This window comes from uncultured Sphingomonas sp., assembly GCF_964235535.1.
Lineage (GTDB): Bacteria > Pseudomonadota > Alphaproteobacteria > Sphingomonadales > Sphingomonadaceae > Sphingomonas.
This window is the reverse complement of sequence record NZ_CAXSBH010000028.1, coordinates 1-18,481: the sequence shown is the minus strand read 5'-3', so window position 1 is coordinate 18,481 and position 18,481 is coordinate 1. Positions and strand designations below refer to the sequence as shown.

At 67.3% G+C, this 18,481-nt stretch carries 21 protein-coding genes; 6 read left to right on the top strand and 15 right to left on the bottom strand.

Annotated elements, in window-relative coordinates:
- Positions 1–281 precede the first annotated feature (281 nt).
- The gene (locus ACFE7F_RS09760) at positions 282–629 is read right to left on the bottom strand and encodes an HWE histidine kinase domain-containing protein (protein ID WP_375403666.1); all 348 of its coding nucleotides are present in this window, start codon (positions 627–629) and stop codon (positions 282–284) included.
- Between the two features lie 37 nt (positions 630–666).
- Here ACFE7F_RS09760 and ACFE7F_RS09755 point away from each other — a divergent pair, with 37 nt between their 5' ends.
- Positions 667–1,146, top strand: coding sequence for a hypothetical protein (locus ACFE7F_RS09755; RefSeq protein ID WP_375403665.1), 480 nt, complete (start codon positions 667–669; stop codon positions 1,144–1,146).
- 117 nt (positions 1,147–1,263) lie between these two features.
- Here ACFE7F_RS09755 and ACFE7F_RS09750 read toward each other — a convergent pair whose 3' ends face one another.
- The 11 genes from ACFE7F_RS09750 to ACFE7F_RS09700 form a co-directional block, all read right to left on the bottom strand.
- A complete protein-coding gene (locus ACFE7F_RS09750; protein ID WP_375403664.1) occupies positions 1,264–1,734 on the bottom strand; it encodes an EF-hand domain-containing protein in 471 nt (156 codons plus the stop codon).
- Between the two features lie 130 nt (positions 1,735–1,864).
- Complete coding sequence (queA, locus tag ACFE7F_RS09745) at positions 1,865–2,896, bottom strand: tRNA preQ1(34) S-adenosylmethionine ribosyltransferase-isomerase QueA (protein ID WP_375403663.1); 1,032 nt, start codon at positions 2,894–2,896, stop codon at positions 1,865–1,867.
- A gap of 34 nt (positions 2,897–2,930) precedes the next feature.
- On the bottom strand, positions 2,931–3,656 hold the full coding sequence (locus ACFE7F_RS09740; RefSeq protein WP_375403662.1) for a peptidylprolyl isomerase: 726 nt from the start codon (positions 3,654–3,656) through the stop codon (positions 2,931–2,933).
- Positions 3,657–3,693: 37 nt separating this feature from the next.
- Entirely contained in the window at positions 3,694–4,218 is a 525-nt protein-coding gene (coaD, locus tag ACFE7F_RS09735; protein ID WP_375403661.1) for a pantetheine-phosphate adenylyltransferase, read from the bottom strand.
- Positions 4,215–5,108 (bottom strand): polyprenyl synthetase family protein, encoded by an 894-nt coding sequence (locus ACFE7F_RS09730; RefSeq protein WP_375403660.1) that lies wholly within the window; start codon positions 5,106–5,108, stop codon positions 4,215–4,217. Before ACFE7F_RS09730 ends, coaD begins: the two co-directional genes overlap by 4 nt.
- 4 nt (positions 5,109–5,112) lie before the next feature.
- Positions 5,113–5,352, bottom strand: a complete 240-nt coding sequence (locus ACFE7F_RS09725; protein ID WP_375403659.1) for an exodeoxyribonuclease VII small subunit — start codon at positions 5,350–5,352, stop codon at positions 5,113–5,115.
- A 590-nt stretch (positions 5,353–5,942) separates the two neighbouring features.
- Positions 5,943–6,539 carry a hypothetical protein gene (locus tag ACFE7F_RS09720; protein WP_375403658.1) on the bottom strand — a complete coding sequence of 199 codons (597 nt, stop codon included), beginning with the start codon at positions 6,537–6,539 and terminating at the stop codon, positions 5,943–5,945.
- Between the two features lies 1 nt (position 6,540).
- Positions 6,541–7,515 (bottom strand): hypothetical protein, encoded by a 975-nt coding sequence (locus ACFE7F_RS09715; RefSeq protein ID WP_375403657.1) that lies wholly within the window; start codon positions 7,513–7,515, stop codon positions 6,541–6,543.
- An 83-nt stretch (positions 7,516–7,598) separates the two neighbouring features.
- Positions 7,599–8,396, bottom strand: coding sequence for an abortive infection family protein (locus tag ACFE7F_RS09710; RefSeq protein WP_375403656.1), 798 nt, complete (start codon positions 8,394–8,396; stop codon positions 7,599–7,601).
- A 287-nt stretch (positions 8,397–8,683) separates the two neighbouring features.
- Positions 8,684–11,014, bottom strand: a complete 2,331-nt coding sequence (gene clpA / locus ACFE7F_RS09705) for an ATP-dependent Clp protease ATP-binding subunit ClpA (RefSeq protein ID WP_375403655.1) — start codon at positions 11,012–11,014, stop codon at positions 8,684–8,686.
- 132 nt (positions 11,015–11,146) lie between these two features.
- Positions 11,147–11,341: a DUF1192 domain-containing protein gene (locus ACFE7F_RS09700; protein ID WP_375403654.1), complete on the bottom strand. Its 195-nt coding sequence runs from the start codon at positions 11,339–11,341 to the stop codon at positions 11,147–11,149.
- A gap of 88 nt (positions 11,342–11,429) precedes the next feature.
- On the opposite strand from ACFE7F_RS09700, the gene ACFE7F_RS09695 reads away from it, so the two are divergent.
- Positions 11,430–12,425 carry an NAD(P)H-quinone oxidoreductase gene (locus ACFE7F_RS09695; RefSeq protein WP_375403653.1) on the top strand — a complete coding sequence of 332 codons (996 nt, stop codon included), beginning with the start codon at positions 11,430–11,432 and terminating at the stop codon, positions 12,423–12,425.
- Between the two features lie 45 nt (positions 12,426–12,470).
- Here ACFE7F_RS09695 and ACFE7F_RS09690 read toward each other — a convergent pair whose 3' ends face one another.
- The gene (locus tag ACFE7F_RS09690) at positions 12,471–12,743 is read right to left on the bottom strand and encodes a hypothetical protein (RefSeq protein WP_375403652.1); all 273 of its coding nucleotides are present in this window, start codon (positions 12,741–12,743) and stop codon (positions 12,471–12,473) included.
- Between the two features lie 212 nt (positions 12,744–12,955).
- Between ACFE7F_RS09690 and ACFE7F_RS09685 the strand changes: the two genes are divergently transcribed.
- The 4 genes from ACFE7F_RS09685 to ACFE7F_RS09670 all read left to right on the top strand — a co-directional run bounded on the left by ACFE7F_RS09685 (position 12,956) and on the right by ACFE7F_RS09670 (position 16,890).
- On the top strand, positions 12,956–13,804 hold the full coding sequence (locus tag ACFE7F_RS09685) for a UDP-2,3-diacylglucosamine diphosphatase (RefSeq protein ID WP_375403651.1): 849 nt from the start codon (positions 12,956–12,958) through the stop codon (positions 13,802–13,804).
- Positions 13,801–14,871 (top strand): glycosyltransferase family 4 protein, encoded by a 1,071-nt coding sequence (locus ACFE7F_RS09680; protein WP_375403650.1) that lies wholly within the window; start codon positions 13,801–13,803, stop codon positions 14,869–14,871. The genes ACFE7F_RS09685 and ACFE7F_RS09680 overlap by 4 nt, the downstream gene beginning before the upstream one ends.
- Before the next feature lie 114 nt (positions 14,872–14,985).
- Positions 14,986–15,669, top strand: a complete 684-nt coding sequence (locus ACFE7F_RS09675; protein WP_375403649.1) for a cell cycle transcriptional regulator TrcR — start codon at positions 14,986–14,988, stop codon at positions 15,667–15,669.
- Between the two features lie 177 nt (positions 15,670–15,846).
- Positions 15,847–16,890, top strand: coding sequence for an MBL fold metallo-hydrolase (locus ACFE7F_RS09670; protein ID WP_375403648.1), 1,044 nt, complete (start codon positions 15,847–15,849; stop codon positions 16,888–16,890).
- A 10-nt stretch (positions 16,891–16,900) separates the two neighbouring features.
- Here the strand turns inward: ACFE7F_RS09670 and ACFE7F_RS09665 are convergent, their stop codons facing one another.
- Both ACFE7F_RS09665 and ACFE7F_RS09660 read right to left on the bottom strand, forming a co-directional pair.
- Entirely contained in the window at positions 16,901–17,254 is a 354-nt protein-coding gene (locus ACFE7F_RS09665) for a hypothetical protein (protein WP_375403647.1), read from the bottom strand.
- A gap of 13 nt (positions 17,255–17,267) precedes the next feature.
- A partial coding sequence (locus ACFE7F_RS09660) for an NAD(+) synthase (protein WP_375403646.1) occupies positions 17,268–18,481 on the bottom strand: 1,214 nt, incomplete at its 5' end.

Below are 18,481 nucleotides of genomic sequence, written 5' to 3'. Positions count from 1 at the left end.
TGCGATGTGACTTGGCGAAGCAAGCGCCCCCGGTCGACGGGCTTCTCGTGTCGCGGCACGTCGGAATAGGCCGCCGGAATAGCGCTCGCGTCGTAGCCGGTGGTGAACATGAAAGGAATACTCTCGGCCGCCAACGCATCGGCGACCGGATGAACGCGCTACCGTAGCCGCTGCGTCGCGGCGCGTCCCGGTCGGGCATGGACACGCCGCTCTTCGTCCAGTTCAATACGACGCGCCGCTTCGTCCCGTCCGCCTCGACCCGCCAAACGACCTCCAACCTGCTATCCGGCTGATTTAGAGCCCCGTATTTCACGGCGTTGGTCGCGAGTTCGTGAAGCGCGAGCCCGATCGCCTGGGCCGACGTGGCCGGCAGCGTTACGGGGGGCCCCCGGATCCTGGACTTGCCGTCTTCGCCGGCATGCGCGGCTAGCTCGGCCGTCACCAGATCGCAAAGATCGACGTCGTGATGGTCCGCGCGCGAGCAACGCCTGGATGCGGGACAGCGCCCGCAGGCGGCTTTCGAACTCGGTCGAGAACTGGTCCAGCGTGATGCTGGAGCGGCGGGTCTGAGCGGCGATGGCCTGGGTGATGGCGAGCAGGTTGCGCGTGCGATGCTGAAGCTCCGCCAAAGGGCACTTCCTGGCTCTCCTGAAGGATACGAAAATCGTGGACGTCGGTCATGGTGCCGACCCAGTCGGGTTCCGCGCCGTTCGCGCCTTCCTTGATCGGGCAGGCGCGCGTCTGGTGCCATCGATAATCGCAACCCGCTACGCGCGAGATGCGGTGCTCGACCTAATACTCGCCTGCTTGCCGAGCCTCGCTCCAGGCCGTCTGCGTAACTTTGCGGTCGTCCGGATGTACCACGTCCAACCATCCCAGCCCGATGCTTTCCTCGAGATCAAAACTGGTGAACTCGATCCATTGCGGGCTGCCGCAGGTCCGCTCGCCATCCGGCCGCGAGCGGAACACGAACTGGGGTATGTTGGTGGCGAGGACGCGAAAGCGCCCCTCGCGCTCGCGCGCCTGCTCGTCGGTCCGCTGCTGCTTGGTCCGGTCCCGGACTCCAGCCTTGTGGACTTAGCCGCCACTATCCGCGGCAGCACGCGTTACACGCCGCGCCTGCTCAAGCATCGGCTGGTGAGCTAAATTCCTGAAATATAGTAGTAGCTTCACAACTGACCGTATACGGCTTGGCGGCTTAACTTGCGCCGCGCTCAGCTCCGGCGAACCCGGATACTTGACCGGCGGACGCCGGTGGGCGGATCACCGCCGTCGTCCCCGCTCCCGTCCGCGTCCGTCCTCTTCGCCCGGCGGGCGGGCGCGGACGGTGACGAGCTCGGCGCGGGTGAGCGCGCCGTCCTTATTCATGTCGTAGCGGTCGAACAGGGCGGTGAACCGGCGTTCTAGCTCGGCGGCGGTGATTCGATTATCGCCGTCGGCGTCGACCTCATAGGGTCCGGGCAGCGCGTTGGCATCGCCCAGCCATCGGCGTGCCCACTCAGCGTAGGCGATGTAGCCAACCCCGCGCTCGCCGGCGGCGGCCTCGGCCGGCGCGAAGGCGCGGGCGACGCCGGCGTCGCGCTCGGCGCGGGTGGTGAGCGCGTCGGCGTCCGCGTCGCAGGCGGCAAGGAACGCGGCGGCGGGCTCGACCAGGATGGTCGCGGGCGGTTGCGGGACCGGGGAGGGCGACGCGGACGCGGCGGCCTGGACGAGAAAAGCGATCAGCGGGAGCATGACGCCGTCCCTAGCGCAAAGAAGCTGGCCGCGCTCCACCAACTATGGCGGACAACGGCCGGGTGGGGATCAGGAGCCGATGATCACCGCAACGTCAGGGTGCCATTTCGTTATGTCCGCGGCCGCCGCGCTACGACTTCGGGAGGAGCAGGCACGCGTCGCCGTAACTGTAGAAGCGGTACCCGTCCGCGATCGCATGGGCATAGGCGTCGTGCATCCGCTCGCGCCCCATTAAAGCCGACACGAGCATGAATAAGGTCGAGCGAGGCAGGTGGAAGTTGGTCAGCAAGCCGTCAGCCGCGCGGAAGCGGTGGCCGGGGGTGATGAAGATGGTGGTATCGCCCTCGAACGGCCGGACGCGGCCGTCCTCGCCGCAGGCGCTTTCGAGCAGGCGGAGCGAGGTGGTGCCGACCGCGATCACGCGCCCGCCGCCCGCGCGCGCCGCGTTCAGGCGATCGGCCGCCCCGGCGTCGATGCGACCCCATTCGGCGTGCATTCGGTGCGCATCGGTATCCTCCGCCTTGACGGGCAGGAAGGTGCCCGCGCCGACATGGAGCGTCAGCATCGCGTGCCCGACGCCGGTTTCGCCGAGCCGCCGCATCAGGTCGGGCGTGAAATGCAGCGCCGCGGTGGGAGCCGCTACCGCGCCCGGCCGATCGGCGAACATGGTCTGGTAATCATCTGCGTCGCGCGCGTCGGTCGGGCGGCGCGCGGCGATGTAGGGCGGGAGCGGCATGACGCCCGCGCGGCCCAGAAGCAGCTCCACCGGCTCGTCGCCCAGAAAGTCGAGCGCGAGGCTACCGTCCTCGGCGCGGTCCGACGCCACGGCCGCCACGTCGTGGCCGAACTCGATCCGGTCGCCGTCGCGCAGGCGGCGCGCGTTACGGATGAAGGCTCGCCAGCGCCGCGGACCTTCGCGCTTATGGAGCGTCGCACCGATCCGTGCATCGCCGCGCCTGCCTTCCAGCCGGGCGGGGATGACACGGGTGTCGTTGAAAACGAGCAGATCGCCCGCGCGAAGCTCGCCCGGCAGGTCGCGGACCAAGGCGTCATGGCGGCCGTGCGCACCCACGACGAGCATGCGCGCGGCGTCGCGCGGAACGGCGGGGCGCAGCGCGATCCGGTCGGGGGGCAGATGGAAGTCGAAGAGGTCTACATTCATGGCGACAGCTACGTCGACAGCGGGGGCCGAATGGTCAGCGCCGCCCGGTCGGTCGCCGGGTTGAGGAAGCGCGGGCGGGTCGGCGAGCCGGAACGGGCGCGGCGCGCGGCGCGATGGCGGTTCCGGGCAGCATCACCGGCGCGCCGAGAGCAGGCGCCGGAGCCGTAACGGGCGCGGGCTGATAGGCGGGTGGGTCGTCGCTGGCGATGTAGGCGTGCAGGACGCGTGACGGCGTCGCGGGCGGCTCGCCGCGCTCGATCAGGTCGACGTGGCTCATGCCGTCCATGACGCGGCCGAACACGGTGTAGTCCTTGTCCAGCTGCAGCCTGGGCTGGAACACGATGTAGAACTGGCTGTTGGCGCTGTTCTTGTCCTGGCTGCGCGCGGCGGAGACCGCGCCGCGGACATGCGGCAGATAGTTGAACTCGGCCTCCACGTCGGGGAGCGTGGAGCCGCCGGTGCCGTCGCCCTTGGGATCGCCGCCCTGCGCCATGAAGCCGTCGATCACCCGGTGGAACGGCAGCCCGTCATAGAAGCGCTGGCGGGTCAGCGTCTTGACGCGCTCGACCATCTTGGGCGCGACGTCGGGGCGCAGCAGGATCGTGACGCGCCCGCCTGTCGAGAGGTCGAGCACCCAGATGTTGGTCTTGTCGGTCGGCAGCGGCGGAGCGGGCCGCACGGCGGGAACGACGACCTGGGCGGCCACGGGTGGCGCGAACAGGCAGGCGAGCGCGGCGGCTACGCGGGCGAAGAGACGCATACGACTGGTCCTGGTTTGATGGGTTGCGGACGGCGGCTTAGACCGGATCGCGCTTGTCGCCAATCTGAACGGGGCGGGCCTGTCCGACCTTGGCGAGCATGGCGGCGCGCACGGCCGGGGTGACGAAGGGCGCGATCTCGCCGCCATAGGTCGCGATTTCCTTGACGAGCTTGGACGCGATCGGCTGGAGAGCAACGTCGGCCATCAGGAACACCGTTTCGATATGGCGGGCGATCTGCTGGTTCATGCCGGCCATCTGATATTCGTACTCGAAGTCGGCGACCGCGCGCAGGCCGCGGATAATGACCTCCGCGCCCTGCACTTCCGCGAAATGCATCAACAGCGCGTCGAACGGCACGACCTCGATCGCGCCGTCGATACGCGCGACCTCGTCGCGGACCATGGCCAGGCGTTCGTCGACGGAAAACATGGGCGACTTGGACGCGTTGGTGGTGACGCCCACGACGAGCTGGTCGACGAGCCTGGCCCCGCGCCGGATGATGTCGACATGGCCGAGCGTGATCGGGTCGAACGTGCCGGGATAGACGCCGATGCGGGTCAACGATCGCGCTCCAGCACGAAGCGGGCGATGGCGCGTAGCAGGTCGGCCTCCGGACCGTAGGCGTGGAGATGCTGGACCGCCTGGTCGACGAGCATCGCCGATTGCGCGCGGGCGCGGTCGGGGCCGAGCAGCGACAGGAACGTCTCCTTGCCGGCCTCGCCGTCCTTGCGCAGCCGCTTGCCGACCGCCGCCTCGTCGCCGTCCGCGTCGAGCAAATCGTCGACGATCTGGAAGGCGAGGCCCAGATCGTGCGCATAGCCGCGCAATCCTACGCGGCCTTCGGACGGGATGCGGCCGAGGATCGCGCCCGCCTCGACGCTGGCCGAGATGAGCGCGCCCGTCTTCATCCGCTGCAGCCGGGTGACGGTGGCGAGGTCGAACCCGGCCGTCTCGGCCGCCAGGTCCATCGCCTGGCCGCCCGCCATGCCCGACGGGCCGGCGGCGCGCGCGAGGTCGAGGACGAGGTCGGCGCGGACATGCGGATCGCCGTGCGTGTCGGGGTGCGCCAGCCATTCGAAGGCGAGCGCATGGAGGCAATCGCCCGCCAGGATCGCGGTCGCCTCTCCGTAAGCGCGGTGGACGGTGGGCTTGCCGCGGCGCACGTCGTCGTCGTCCATCGCGGGCAGGTCGTCATGGATCAACGAATAGACGTGGATCGCCTCGACCGCCGTGGCGACGCGGACGGCGGCGTCGCGGTCCACGTTGAACAGATCAGCGACGGCTAGGACGAGCAGGGGGCGGAGCCGCTTGCCACCGCCGATCGCGGCGTGGCGCATCGCCTCGTACAAGGGCCCGCGCGGATCGTCGGGCACGGCGAGGAGCGCGGCGAAGCTGCGGTCGATCGCCTCGCCCGTCTCGGCGAGCGCCTGGGTCAGGGATGGGGCGGGCACCGGGTCAGCCTGCGGCGAAGGGCCGGGTTCCGGCGGGCCGACCCTCCGCGTCGAGCCGGATCGCCTCGATCCGCGCCTGCGCCGCGTCCAGGCGCTCGGCGCATTTCGCGCGCAGCCGGTCGCCGCGCTCATACAGGCCGATCGCTTCATCGAGCGACGCGTCGCCGCTCTCCAGCCGGCCGACGATCCGCTCGAGTTCTTTCAGCGCGTCCTCGAACGACAGGTCTTCAATAGGCTGATCCATGTGCTGCGCTATGCGGCACGGCGCGCGCGGGGGTCAAGGACGGCGGTTCGGGCGCGCTCCGTCATGCCCGCAGCTGACAGCTCGCGACGATGGCTCTCGCGCCGGGCGGATGTTGTGAAGGTGCGGCGGTTCTCGCATCGGCGCGGGCCGACGATCCGGTCGCGTCGCGGCGACGTGACGTACATGTCGCGCCCGTTCGGCAATTCCGTGTCGCCCGGCTTTGCGAAAGTTGCGCGCACGGTCGAGCGAGGGGAGCAGCGGTAGTTGCCACGATGAGAAATAGCGCGGGCTCGCAATAGCCTCGATTCGCATGAGGTGTGGCGCGGGCGAGCGCTGTAGGACAGCGGTTTTTTAGACTGGTATCCAGGTCGCTCGCGCTGCTTGTCCATAGCAGCGACCGACGATCTGCAGAGCGGCGCTAATGCCGCACCTCCGAGAACTTCGTCGGGCGATTTGAAAGCCACCATTTCGACCCACGATTCCGACCCGCTGAAAAGGCCGGAAAAGCGAGGATCAGGGTAGCGCGTCAAAACCGACCGGTTTTGACATCAATGTGGGGGATCACCGGGGCAGCACGATGCTCCGGAACGCTAAGGTTGGTGTATCTTCTCTGTAAGGAAGAAGACGCCATGCAGCGTCGAAACCACCATTGACGCGAACACGAACGTCAACCCGAAGCCCGCGATGCCCCTCAGAACTAGCCAAGGCCAATGCGCGCCCGTCATCGTAGCAAGCGAAGTCTGAAGGACGTTCACCGACGACGCGAGCGCATTCATCGCTAATAGAGCGGAGCAAAGCGCGAACGACATGACAACGAGATACGAAAACAGGTAAGATAGAAATAGCCGACGGGTAAGTTTTACCGAAATCCTTTGGCCCCGAACTAGCATTTCAACTTCGGGTGCCGGCGCGGGCATCTCACGGTCCATAGTCGTGTTGCCGAACGTGGCGACTGCTGCAAGGCCGGCGAAGTAGAAGCCGGGTAAGGTCGAAACGAGGGTCAACAGGCTCCCGGCAAGGCCGTTCGAGCCTACAAGCGCCGGCTTGACGGGGAGAACGATGTACACCGCCAGCGAGAGCACTGTAAGGGCGAGCGGGAGCCACACCGTATAGGTGCGCATCTCGCCATGCGCGATGCCCCGGTATGCGAACCCGCGCGAGAGTTCATAGACTAGCTGTTTCAGCACCTTAGATCGTCCGGTTCGCTAAAAACTGCGGCACGGCGAGGTCGCGCAAATGTAGAACGATTTGCATGGCAGATTGCGCCAAGAACGGAAACATGTTCGTTAACTCGAAGGATTTGACGTACATTTCACTAAGCGGCGCTCCGGTATTAGTGTCTATTTCGACGGTAACTGTTCGAGTGGAGTTCGGCATCCTATACTTCACCTGTGCGGTGTTGTATGTTTGAGCGTTCTGTTGAAGTGCTTGGCTTAGAGATGCCCACAAATTTGCAGGAAGATTGTTGTGATCGATCCCTAGCTTCAGTTCAGATTCGGTCTTCGTGAGATACGGGGCACCCGCAATCGGCGTGACAGGCTCCGCCTTGATTAGCGAAATGCTCGAAATTCGGCCGGAATTAATGTCAGCGATAAGCGTGTCGGACGGCCTGCCCCGCAACTCGACATATGGGCAGCACCGATCCCGGCGCGGTTGGTTCTGTGCGTCGACGCCGCCGGCCGGGTGCGGGTAAGAATAGAAGGCTGGGTTGGCGTTGTACTCGAAGTTCAACAACTTTGATAAAAGCCGCCGCACTAGATCGAACGGGATACCAGGTATTCGCTCGATCGCGCACGTGTAAATGTTTGGAAGCCCTTGCTCCGGTGCCGTCGAAATAAGCACGTGACAGCCGTAGTCCGAACCAACGTTGCCGGTTTTCAGGTGCTCGTTGAAGTGACCTGCTACAAGATCGGAATAAACGCTATTCGGCGCAGCTTTGTCCGAAAGCCGAATTAGCAAAGTGATAAACTGTTGTGCCGCGTCTTCCGCCATATCGCCGATCAACATCGTCGCCGTCTGCCCGCGAAGCGGATAGATCCGCGCCGTGTTCTTCATGCCCTGAAGAACCGGAACGATCTCGTTCATCGTCGGGACCGTTGCACCACCCTTACGGGCGGCCAACTCAAGGTCGAAGATGTAGAATTGGCGTCGGCTGTTCTGCATGTCAGACAAATTCCCCTGAACAGGGGTTGTCACCCGCATGTCCGAGCACCGCAACGGTGACGAATGAACCGCTATGGACCATGCTAGGCAACGCCCTTCGCACTGGCGGTTTCGAGCAAGAACAGCGCCATGCTTCCTGCTAGGTTGACCGCTAGCGCGGCGTGACGCGGCGCCACCTTGACGGGTTTGCGGCCCCCTGACGCATGGGCATCGCCTATCTTATTCCGCAGGGTGCCCAAGCCTTCGACGACGCTCGCTGCGCTCCCTAGGATGCGCTTGAAGGCATCTTCGGAATGCTGCGAAGGTGCGATGTTCAGCCGTTCGGATGCCAATCGGTACAGCTTTGGCAGATCGTCTTTCTCGCCATATTTAGCGTTCCCATCCGCGTCTTCGAGCAAGTGCTTGCACACGGTTTCCAGCAAGGTTCGGGCGGAGGTTATCGCGCCTTCCGGGTCGGTGTCGCGTCGAGCTAGAGCTTTGTTCCAAGCGTCCTTGACGCCTAAAGCGTCGAATGATGCAATCCCATCGCTTATCATGTCGTCCGCCAGCGCCGGGCCGCGCTCTAGGGCGTCGATCAAGGGCGCGAACTCGTTACGCACCATCCGGCGGCGCGGCTCCCACTGCCCGTCGAAGTCCTTCATGAATGCCCACATGGCACCGCGATCCTGCGCGGTCTTGACGAACTGCGGCAACAGCGGCGCCGTGATCGGGTCGTTCATGAACTCACGGCGCAACAGCGAATAGACGTTTTCGTCCATCTTCGCCCAACCCTCGCACAACGCGACAAGGCCGTTTCGAAACGCCATCGCACGTTCGAGCCTGTCCGTTGGAAGGTCGGCGATCGGATCGCGTGGTTCGGTGGTTTCAAAATCCCAAGCCATGCCCAACCATAGCCGAAGCGAGCGAAGCACGAAACGAGAACGTTCCTATTCTGCAGGGCTCTGTACGGCGTCGTGAAGCCGCCGATCATCTTGGTGTCACAACCGAACGGTTGTGACACCATAGCGTGAGCTCGCGTTACAATCAGACGGGCCTCTAGGCCGATGGTCGCTCCGTCCAGAAGTGGACCGGCAGCACTCGCTTCCACCCACTCGGTCGCATTCCGCCCCGTGATCCCTCGAAGCGGAAGCGGCCGGAGCTTCCGCCCCGGTCGCTTCGTCCGATCACGCTAGTCCGCCGCGGGTTCCTCGGCGACCGGTTCGGGCTTGCCGCCCTTCTTCTTCGGCTTTTTCGGAGCGCCCGGCTCGATCTCGAAGGACAGCGCGCCGTCCTTCATCTTGACGGTGACCTCGCCGCCATGAACGAGCTTGCCGAACAGCAGCTCCTCGGCGAGCGGCTGTTTGATCTTTTCCTGGATCAGGCGGCTCATCGGCCGTGCGCCGTAGAGCTTGTCGTACCCCTTCTCGGTCAGCCACGCCTTGGATGCGTCATCTAGCCGGATATGGACGCTCCGGTCCGCCAGCTGCAGCTCGAGCTGGAGGATGAACTTGTCCACCACCCGCGCCACGACCTCGGGCGGGAGGTAGCCGAACGGCACGATCGCATCGAGGCGATTGCGGAATTCGGGCGTGAACATCTTCTGCACCGCCTGCTCGTCCTCGCCCTCGCGGGTCAGCTGGCCGAAGCCGAGCGTCTCGCGCGCCATGTCGGACGCGCCCGCGTTGGTCGTCATGATCAGGATGACGTTGCGGAAATCGACCGACTTGCCGTGCTGGTCGGTCAGCCGCCCGTTGTCCATCACCTGCAGCAGGATGTTGAACAGGTCGGGATGCGCCTTCTCGATCTCGTCGAGCAACAGGACGCAATGCGGGTTCTGGTCGACCGCGTCGGTCAACAGACCTCCCTGGTCGAACCCGACATAGCCCGGAGGCGCGCCGATCAGGCGGCTGACCGAATGCCGCTCCATATATTCGGACATGTCGAACCGCTGGAGCGGGATGCCCAGGATGGACGACAGCTGCTTGGCCACCTCCGTCTTGCCGACGCCGGTCGGGCCGGTGAACAGGTAGTTGCCGATCGGCTTTTCGGGCTCGCGGAGACCCGCCCGCGCGAGCTTGATCGCGGAGGCGAGCTTCTCGATCGCGGCGTTCTGGCCGAATACGACGCGCTTCAGGTCGGTCTCGAGGCTGGCGAGCGCGGCCTTGTCGTCGGTCGATACCGATTTGGGCGGAATGCGCGCCATGGTGGCGATGACCTGCTCGATCTCCTTGGGCGTGATCACCTTGCGGCGCTTGTTCTCGGGCACGAGCATCTGCATCGCGCCGACCTCGTCGATCACGTCGATCGCCTTGTCGGGGAGCTTGCGGTCGTTGATGTAGCGCGCGGACAGCTCGACGGCCGACTTGATCGCGTCGGGGGTGTATTTGACCGAGTGATGCTCCTCGAACGCGGAGCGCAGGCCGGCCAGGATCTTGATCGTGTCCTCGATCGTCGGCTCGTTCACGTCGATCTTCTGGAACCGGCGCAGCAGCGCGCGGTCCTTTTCAAAGTGGTTGCGGAACTCCTTGTAAGTGGTCGATCCGATGCAGCGGATCGATCCGCCCGACAAAGCGGGCTTGAGCAGGTTCGACGCGTCCATCGCACCCCCCGAAGTAGCGCCCGCGCCGATGACCGTATGGATCTCGTCGATGAACAGCACCGCGTGGGGCATCTTCTCCAGCTCGGTGACGACCTGCTTCAGCCGCTCTTCGAAATCGCCGCGGTAGCGGGTGCCCGCCAGCAGCGCGCCCATATCGAGCGAATAGATGACGGCGGGCAGCAGCACGTCGGGCACCTGACCCTCGACGATCTTGCGCGCGAGCCCCTCGGCGATCGCGGTCTTGCCGACGCCGGGGTCGCCCACATAGAGCGGGTTGTTCTTGGAGCGGCGGCACAGGATCTGGATCGTGCGGTCGACCTCGGGCCCGCGACCGATCAGCGGGTCGACCTTGCCGGCCTTGGCCTTTTCGTTGAGGTCGACGGTGAACTGCTTGAGCGCGCTTTCGCCCTTGCCCTTCTCGTTCGCCTTGGCGGGCTTCTCGTCGTCCGCGCCCTTGGGGGCCGACGCCTCGGTCTGCGCGCCGCCCTTGCCGACGCCGTGCGAGATGAACGACACCGCGTCGAGGCGGCTCATATCCTGTTGCTGGAGGAAATAGACGGCGTAGCTCTCGCGCTCGGAGAACAGCGCGACCAGGACGTTGCCGCCCGTCACCTCGTCGCGACCCGACGACTGGACGTGCAGGATCGCGCGCTGGACGACGCGCTGGAAGCCGCTGGTGGGCGAGGGGTCGGTCGCCTGCTCGACCTTGAGCGCGTCGAGCTCCGTGTCGAGATAATGCGCGACGGTGGTCCGGAGGTCACCCAGATCGACCTTGCAAGCGGTCATCACCTTGGACGCGTGCTCGTCGTCGATCAGCGCGAGCAGGAGATGCTCCAGCGTGGCGTATTCGTGACGGCGCGACGAAGCGGCTTCGAGCGCCTTGTGCAGCGAGGTTTCGAGGGCGGGGGCGAAAGACGGCATGTGATCACTCCATCCAGACCGCGTGCGACGGCCCGTTTACCGCTATGTCGGGGGTCGCGCGCCCGGCATCAAGCACTTGAACCTCCGCGCCTCCGATCCGGGGCCCAAGCCTCGCGGACGCGGCGGCGACCGTCATCGCTTGAACAGCGCGTCCGCGCTCGCGCGGTGGCTGACGGCGTGCTCCATCCGGCGGCGGGCGCGGGTGATCTCGCTCTCCAGCGCGGCGATCCGCGCCTCCAGCTCGGCGACCGAGAGCGGGTCCAGGTCCTGCGCCACGAGCCGCCGCAGCAGGTCGTCGGCGCGGGGGGTTGGATCGTCAGGCTCCATGGTCGTGATCGTTGACCGGGTGCGCCGCGCTGTCAATAAGCCGCCGCGGCCGGCGCCCCCGTTTGGAGGCCCGGCGAGAGGGACAGCGATGACCATTCCGGCGACGATGCGCGCGATCGATCCAGACACCCCCGGCGGACCCGAGGTGCTGACGGTCGTCCGGCGTCCGGTGCCCGCGCCCGGCGCGGGCGAACTGTTGATCCGCGTCGCCGCGGCAGGGGTGAACCGGCCCGACATCCTGCAGCGGATGGGCGGGTATCCGCCCCCGCCCGGCGCGCCGTCGATCATGGGACTGGAGGTGGCGGGCGAGGTCGTGGGCATAGGGGCCGGGGTCGACGAGGTCATGGTCGGACAGCCCGTCTGCGCGCTCCTCGCGGGCGGCGGCTATGCCGAGTATGCGGTCGCGCCGCAGGGGCAGTGCCTGGCCGTCCCCGCCGCGCTGACGATCGTCGAGGCGGCGGCCATGCCCGAGACGCTGTTCACCGTGTGGACCAACCTGTTCGAGCGCGCCTACGCGACCGAGGGCGACACGGTGTTGGTGCATGGCGGCACGAGCGGCATCGGCACGATGGCCATCGGTCTATGTGCGCTGTTCGGGATCGACATCATCGTCACCGCCGGATCGGCGGAGAAGGCGCGGGCGGCGCTGGACACCGGCGCGACGCACGCGGTTAATTACAATGCGGAGGATTTCGTGACGCGGGTGCGCGAGATCACCGGCGGGCGCGGGGTGGCCGCGGTGCTCGACATGGTCGGCGGCGATTACGTGGCGCGCAACTTGCAATGCCTGGCCGACGACGGCCGCCATGTGTCGATCGCGGTGCAGCGCGGTGCGACCGCCACCATCCCGGTATTCGAGGTGATGCGCCGCCGGCTGACGCTGACCGGATCGACGCTGCGCCCGCGCGATGCGGGCTTCAAGTCGCTCGTCGCCGACGAACTGTCGCGCACGGTTTGGCCGCATGTGACGGCGGGGCGGCTGAAGCCCGTGATCGACCGCGCGTTCGTGCTGGAGGAAGCTTCCGACGCGCATCGCCGGATGGAGGCGGGAACGCATGTCGGCAAGATCGTGCTGACTATGTGAGGAACGCGCGGTCCCGCCGGAAAGGGTCGGGACCGCGACGAAGGGTCAGTTGCTGGCGGAATCGTCGTCGTCGTCACCGGTGGTCGTCGCGAGCAGCACGCCGACGACCAGCACCGCGAAGATGCCCAGATTGATCAGCGTCGAATTGCCACCGCGCAGGTCGCCGGCGTTGGCCGGAGCCGAGGCGGCCCGCGTTCCCGCGACCGACAGCTTGGCGGCGGGGCCGGCCTGGGCCGGGCGGGCAAACGCCGCGACGGGCGCGGCGACCATGGCGATCGCCGCGACGCCGCCCGCCAGATGCTTGAACGAAGAACTCATTGAACGCGCTCCCTTTGATCTCGCCGGCGATGCGGGACGGCGTCGCCGCCCTCCGATCATCGCCGGTATCCCCAAAGCACGGCTATGTGTCTAAATCGTTGCAGTCCAGGCTTTCGACACCGCGAACCAGGCCAGTGACGCCATTCCGTCACGCATCCGCGATGCGGGCGTAACAATCGGCTGTCAGGGCGCTCGAGCGAGGGAGTGCCGACATGCCCGAGCCGACCGATCTCGCCCAATATGCCCAGCGTCGCCCGTTTCAGCCGCCGTCTCAGCCTGACGCCGCGCGCGTCCGGTACCGCACGATCTGGATTTCCGACGTTCATCTCGGCACGCGCGGCTGCAATGCGGCGATGCTCCTCGATTTTCTCGACCATGTCGACAGCGACACGCTTTATCTGGTCGGCGACATGATCGACGGGTGGCGGCTGAAGAAGCGCTTCTACTGGCCCCCGCTCCATAACGACGTGGTCCGGCGGCTGTTGAAGCGGGCCAAGCGCGGCACTCGGGTCGTCTACATCCCGGGAAACCACGACGAGGCGTTCCGGCAGTTTTCGGGGATGGATTTCGGCGGCGTCGCGATCCGGCGCAAGGCGATCCACGTCTGCGCGAACGGGCGCCGACTGCTCGTCCTCCACGGAGACGAGTTCGACGCGATCACGCTGGCGCACCGCTGGCTCGCCCATCTGGGCGACACCGCCTACAATTTGCTGATGCTCGCGAACCGCCTGGTCGCGGGCGCGCGGCGGCGGGCGGGGTTACCCTATTGGTCGCTGTCCAAGCACGCCAAGGCCAAGGTCAAGAACGCCGTCGCCTTCGTGTCCCGCTTCGAGGAAGTGGTGGCGGAGGCGGCGGGATCGCGCGGCGTCGACGGCGTGGTGTGCGGCCACATCCATACCGCCGAGGCTCGCGAGATCGGCGGCCTCGCCTATTATAACGACGGCGACTGGGTGGAGAGCTGCACCGCGCTCGTCGAACACGCGGATGGGCGTATCGAACTGCTTCACTGGGCCGACGAGATGGCCAGGCGGTCCGCGCCCGTGACGGCGCTGGCGGCATGATTGCGCCCGAGCGGCCCGAGCGGCCCGAGCGGCCCGGGCGGCCAGAGCGGATCGTGATCGTCACCGACGCCTGGGCCCCGCAGGTCAACGGCGTCGTGCGCACGCTCGGCGCGGTCCGCGCCGAGCTGGAAGAAATGGGCCGCCGTGTGCTGGTGATCGCGCCCGACGCCTTCCGGTCGGTGCCGTGCCCGACCTATCCGGAAATCCGGTTGGCCTGGGCGTCGGCCGCCAAGGTCGGGGCGATGATCGATGCGTTCGGGGCGGACGCGATCCATATCGCCACCGAAGGACCGCTGTGCCTGGCCGCGCGGCGCTGGTGCCGTGCGCGCGGATTGCCCTTTACCACCGCCTACCACACTCAGTTCCCCGACTACGTCGCCGCGCGGACGCCGCTGCCCGCGAGCTTGGTATGGCGGTACATCCGCTGGTTCCACGCGCCCGGGAGCGGCGTGCTGGCCGCGACCCCGACGATCGCGGCGACCCTTCGCGCCCACGGCCTGCCCAGGGTGCGGCCGTGGGGGCGAGGCGTCGATCGCAAGCTGTTCCTGCCCGACGGACCGCTCGACCAGGCGATCCTCGCGCTGCCCCGCCCGATCCGGCTCTATGTCGGGCGGGTCGCGGTGGAGAAGAACCTCGAAGCTTTTCTCGAGATCGCGTCGCCCGGCGCGAAAGTGATCGTCGGCGACGGTCCCGCGCTCGCGTCGCTCGCCCACCGGTTTCCGGACGCCCACTTCCTCGGCGCGCGGTCGGGCGAGGCGCTCGCGGCGGCGTACCGGTCGGCGGACGTGTTCGTATTTCCCAGTCGGACGGACACTTTCGGCCTCGTCATGGCGGAGGCGCTCGCCTGCGGGCTGCCGGTCGCCGCCTATCCCGTAACCGGGCCGGTGGACGTGATCAGCGAGGAGGTCGGAGCGATGGACGTCGACCTGGAAGTCGCCGTCGCCCGCGCGCTCACCCGCGACCGGGAGGTCTGCGCGGCCTACGCCCGGCGGTTCGATTGGCGGGCGAGCGCGGAGCAATTCTTGGCCGCACTGGCACCGCTCGGGCGGGATCGCCTCGCCGCCTGACTTTACCGGTGTACGCCTGCTTGCCGACCGGGGACGATTGGCCTACGTCATGAAGCATACGAGGCCGCTCCGGTGAGGGGCGGCCCTTTCTGTTTCAGCCGGAGTTCCCACGCCGTGGCCCAGCCGCTCATGCCCCATGCGACCGCTTCCTGGATGGTCGACGAGACCGCCTTGTCCTTCGAGCAGATCGCCGAGTTCTGCGGTCTTCACATCCTGGAGGTGCAGGCGATCGCCGACGACACCGCCACCTCCAAGCTGACGGGCCGCGATCCCATCCGCGCGCACGAGGTGACGCAGGAGGAGATCGACCGCGCGCAGGCCGATCCCGCCTACCGCATGAAGATCATCAAGGGTCCCGAGCAGATCCGCCGCACCAAGGGCCCACGCTATACGCCCGTATCCAAGCGGCAGGACAAGCCCGACGGCATCGCCTGGATCATCCGCAACCACCCGGAGATCACCGACGGCCAGATCGGGCTGCTGATCGGCACCACGCGCACGACGATCGCCGCGATCCGCGACCGCAGCCATTGGAACATCCAGAACATCACGCCCAAGGATCCGGTGACGCTGGGCCTGACGACGCAGCGAGACCTGGACGCCGCCGTCGCCAAGGCCGTCAAGGCCGCGGGGCAGGAGATGCCTGCCGACACGCGGCTGGAGGGCGACCGCGAGGCGCTGATCGACCAGCTCCGCGCCGAGCGCGCCGCCGCCATCCGGGGCGCCGACACCGAAGGCCAGGCGAGCGCCGCCGAAGCCGACGCGCGCGCGCTGTTCGGGGACGTGTTCAAGCGGTAATCTAAACCCTCTCCCGCTTTCGCGGGAGAGGGACAGGCGCGTGAGCGCCAGGGTGAGGGCCGGACCGCGCCCGGAGAGGCCCGGCCCTCACCCTCGCCGCGCTACGCGCGTCTTTCCCTCTCCCGCGAAAGCGGGAGAGGGCTAGTCGATTGCCCGACCCGTTGCTACCCGCAACGCATGTCCGTTACCGATCCGCGCGTCCGCGCTGGGCTCACCTATCCGTTCAGCGGTATCCAGGACGGCGTTCCTTTTCCGGTCGCGCCCGGGGTGACGTTGGTACGGATCACGGTGCCGGGGCCGCTCAGGCATGTGAACTGCTACCTGATCGACGACGAGGGCGGGGTGGCGCTCGTCGATACGGGCATGAACACCGACGCCGCGCGCGATGCGTGGAAGGAACTGTTCAAAGGTCCGTACGCCGGCGTGCGCGTGACGCGGATGATCGGCACGCACTTCCATCCCGATCATATCGGTCTGGCGGGCTGGATGTGCGACCATCACGGCGCGCCGCTCATGATGACGCGCGGCGAGTGGCTGACCGCGCGGATGCTGATCGCCGATGCGCGCGACGCCGTGCCGCCCGAAATGATCGTCTGGTGGCGCGGCGCGGGCTGGTCGGAGGAGCAGGTCGCGCATGCGTCCGAGCGCGGCTGGGCGGGATTCAGGCGGATCGTCCGGCCGCTGCCGCTAGGCTTCACGCGATTGCGGGACGGCGGGACGCTGCGGATCGGCACGGTCGACTGGCGCATCGTGGTCGGATCGGGGCACAGCCTGGAGCATGCCTGCCTGCTCGACGAGCGTAGCGGCGTGCTGATCGCGGGCGACCAAGTGCTGCCGCGGATCAGCCCCAACATATCGCTGGGCGTGACCGAGCCCGACGCCGATCCGTTGGGCGAATGGTTCGCCTCGATCGACAGACTGCGCGCCCTGGACGCCGACCTGCTCGTTCTGCCGGGACACGGCGACCCGTTCACCGGACTGCATGTCAGGCTCGACCAGATGGAGGCGGAACATCGCGAGCGGCTGGACATGCTCGAGCGCTTCCTGGCCGAACCCGCGCGCGCGGTCGACAGCTTCACGGTCCTCTTCAACCGCCGGATCACCCCCGACACGCTCGGCATGGCGACGGGCGAGGCGCTCGCGCACCTGCGCCGGCTGGAGGTCGAGGGTCGCGCCTGCCGCGAGGAGCGGGACGGCGTGTGGTGGTGGCGCGCGGTCTAGCGGTCGCGGATCAGCCGCGTACCCGGTCGCCCGACACCTTGGTCACTTGCGCAACGCCGTCGGCACCGATCGCGATCAGATAGGCAGATCCTTCGGTGCAGCGCGCGGACCAGACGGGGCGGCCGTCCTGGTCGGCTTCGCGCGCAGCGGCGGCTACGCCCTGGCACTCGGCCCCGCCATCGCGGATCGCGCGGAACAGAACGCCGTCACGGAGCTGCGGCGACAGGTCGACGACGCGCTGTTGGACCGTGCTAAGGCGGACGGGGGCGGCGGCGTTTGTTGTAGCGGTCGCGTTACTATCGGCACTATCGGCCGCATCGTCGCAGGCGGCGAGCGCGAGGGGGAGCAGGATCAGGGCGCGCATCGGTATTCTCCGGTCAGGGCACATTAGCGTTCAGTTCGTCCAGATACACGCGCGCGGTCGCGTCGGAGGGCGCGCGCCAGTCCCCGCGCGGCGACAGCGCGCCGCCGGGCGATACCTTGGGGCCGTTCGGCATAGCGGTCCGCTTGAACTGGTTGGCGAAGAAGCGCTGGAGGAAGCGGCCGAGCCACAGTTTGATCGTGGGGAGGTCGTACGCCGTGCGCGCGTCCTCCGGATAGTCGGCGGGCCAGCGTCCCGCCTCCGCGTCGCGCCAGGCGTGCCAGCACAGGAACGCGATCTTGGACGGGCGCAGGCCGTGGCGGATCAGGTAATGCGCGAAGAAGTCGTTGAGCGGGTAGGGGCCGACCTTCTCCTCCGTGCTCTGGAGTTCCCCGTCCGCGCCTGCCGGCACGAGTTCGGGCGAGATCTCCTGCGCTAGGATGGCGAGCAGCACCCGGTCGGTCGCCTCGTCATACTGGCTCGACCGGACACACCAGCGGATCAGGAACTGGATCAGCGTCTTGGGCACCCCCGCATTGACGCCGTAATGGCTCATCTGATCGCCGACGCCGTAGGTGCACCAGCCCAGCGCCAGTTCGGACAGGTCGCCCGTCCCCAGCACGATCCCGCCGCGCTGGTTGGCGAGGCGGAAGAGATAGTCGGTCCGGAGCCCCGCCTGGACGTTCTCGAACGTGACGTCGTAGGTCGGCTCGCCGCGCCCGAAGGGATGGCCCATGTCGGCGAGCATCTGTCGCGCGGCCGGGCGAATGTCGATCTCCTCGGCCGTTACGCCCAGCGCGCGCATCAGCGCCCAGGCGTTGGCCTTGGTGCCCTCGCCCGTCGCGAAGCCGGGTAGCGTGAAGCCGAGTATGTCCGACCGGGGACGGCGGAGCCGGTCCATCGCCTTGGCCGCGACGATCAGCGCGTGGGTGGAGTCGAGCCCGCCGGATACCCCGATCACCAACGTCTTCGCGTGCGCGGCGACCAGGCGCTTGGCGAGCGCCTCCACCTGGATGTTGAACGCCTCGAAACAGTCGGCGTCGCGCTTGTCCGAGTCGTTCGGGACGAAGGGGAAGCGGCGGACCGCGCGCACCAGGCCCGTATCCGCGCGCGCGGGCCGGTGCTCGAACGCGATCCGTCGGAAGCGGGTTTCAGGCCGGCCGTGAAGGCGGGCGGCATCGTCGAACGTGCCCACGCGCGTCCGCTCCTGCTCGATCCGCTCGAGGTCGA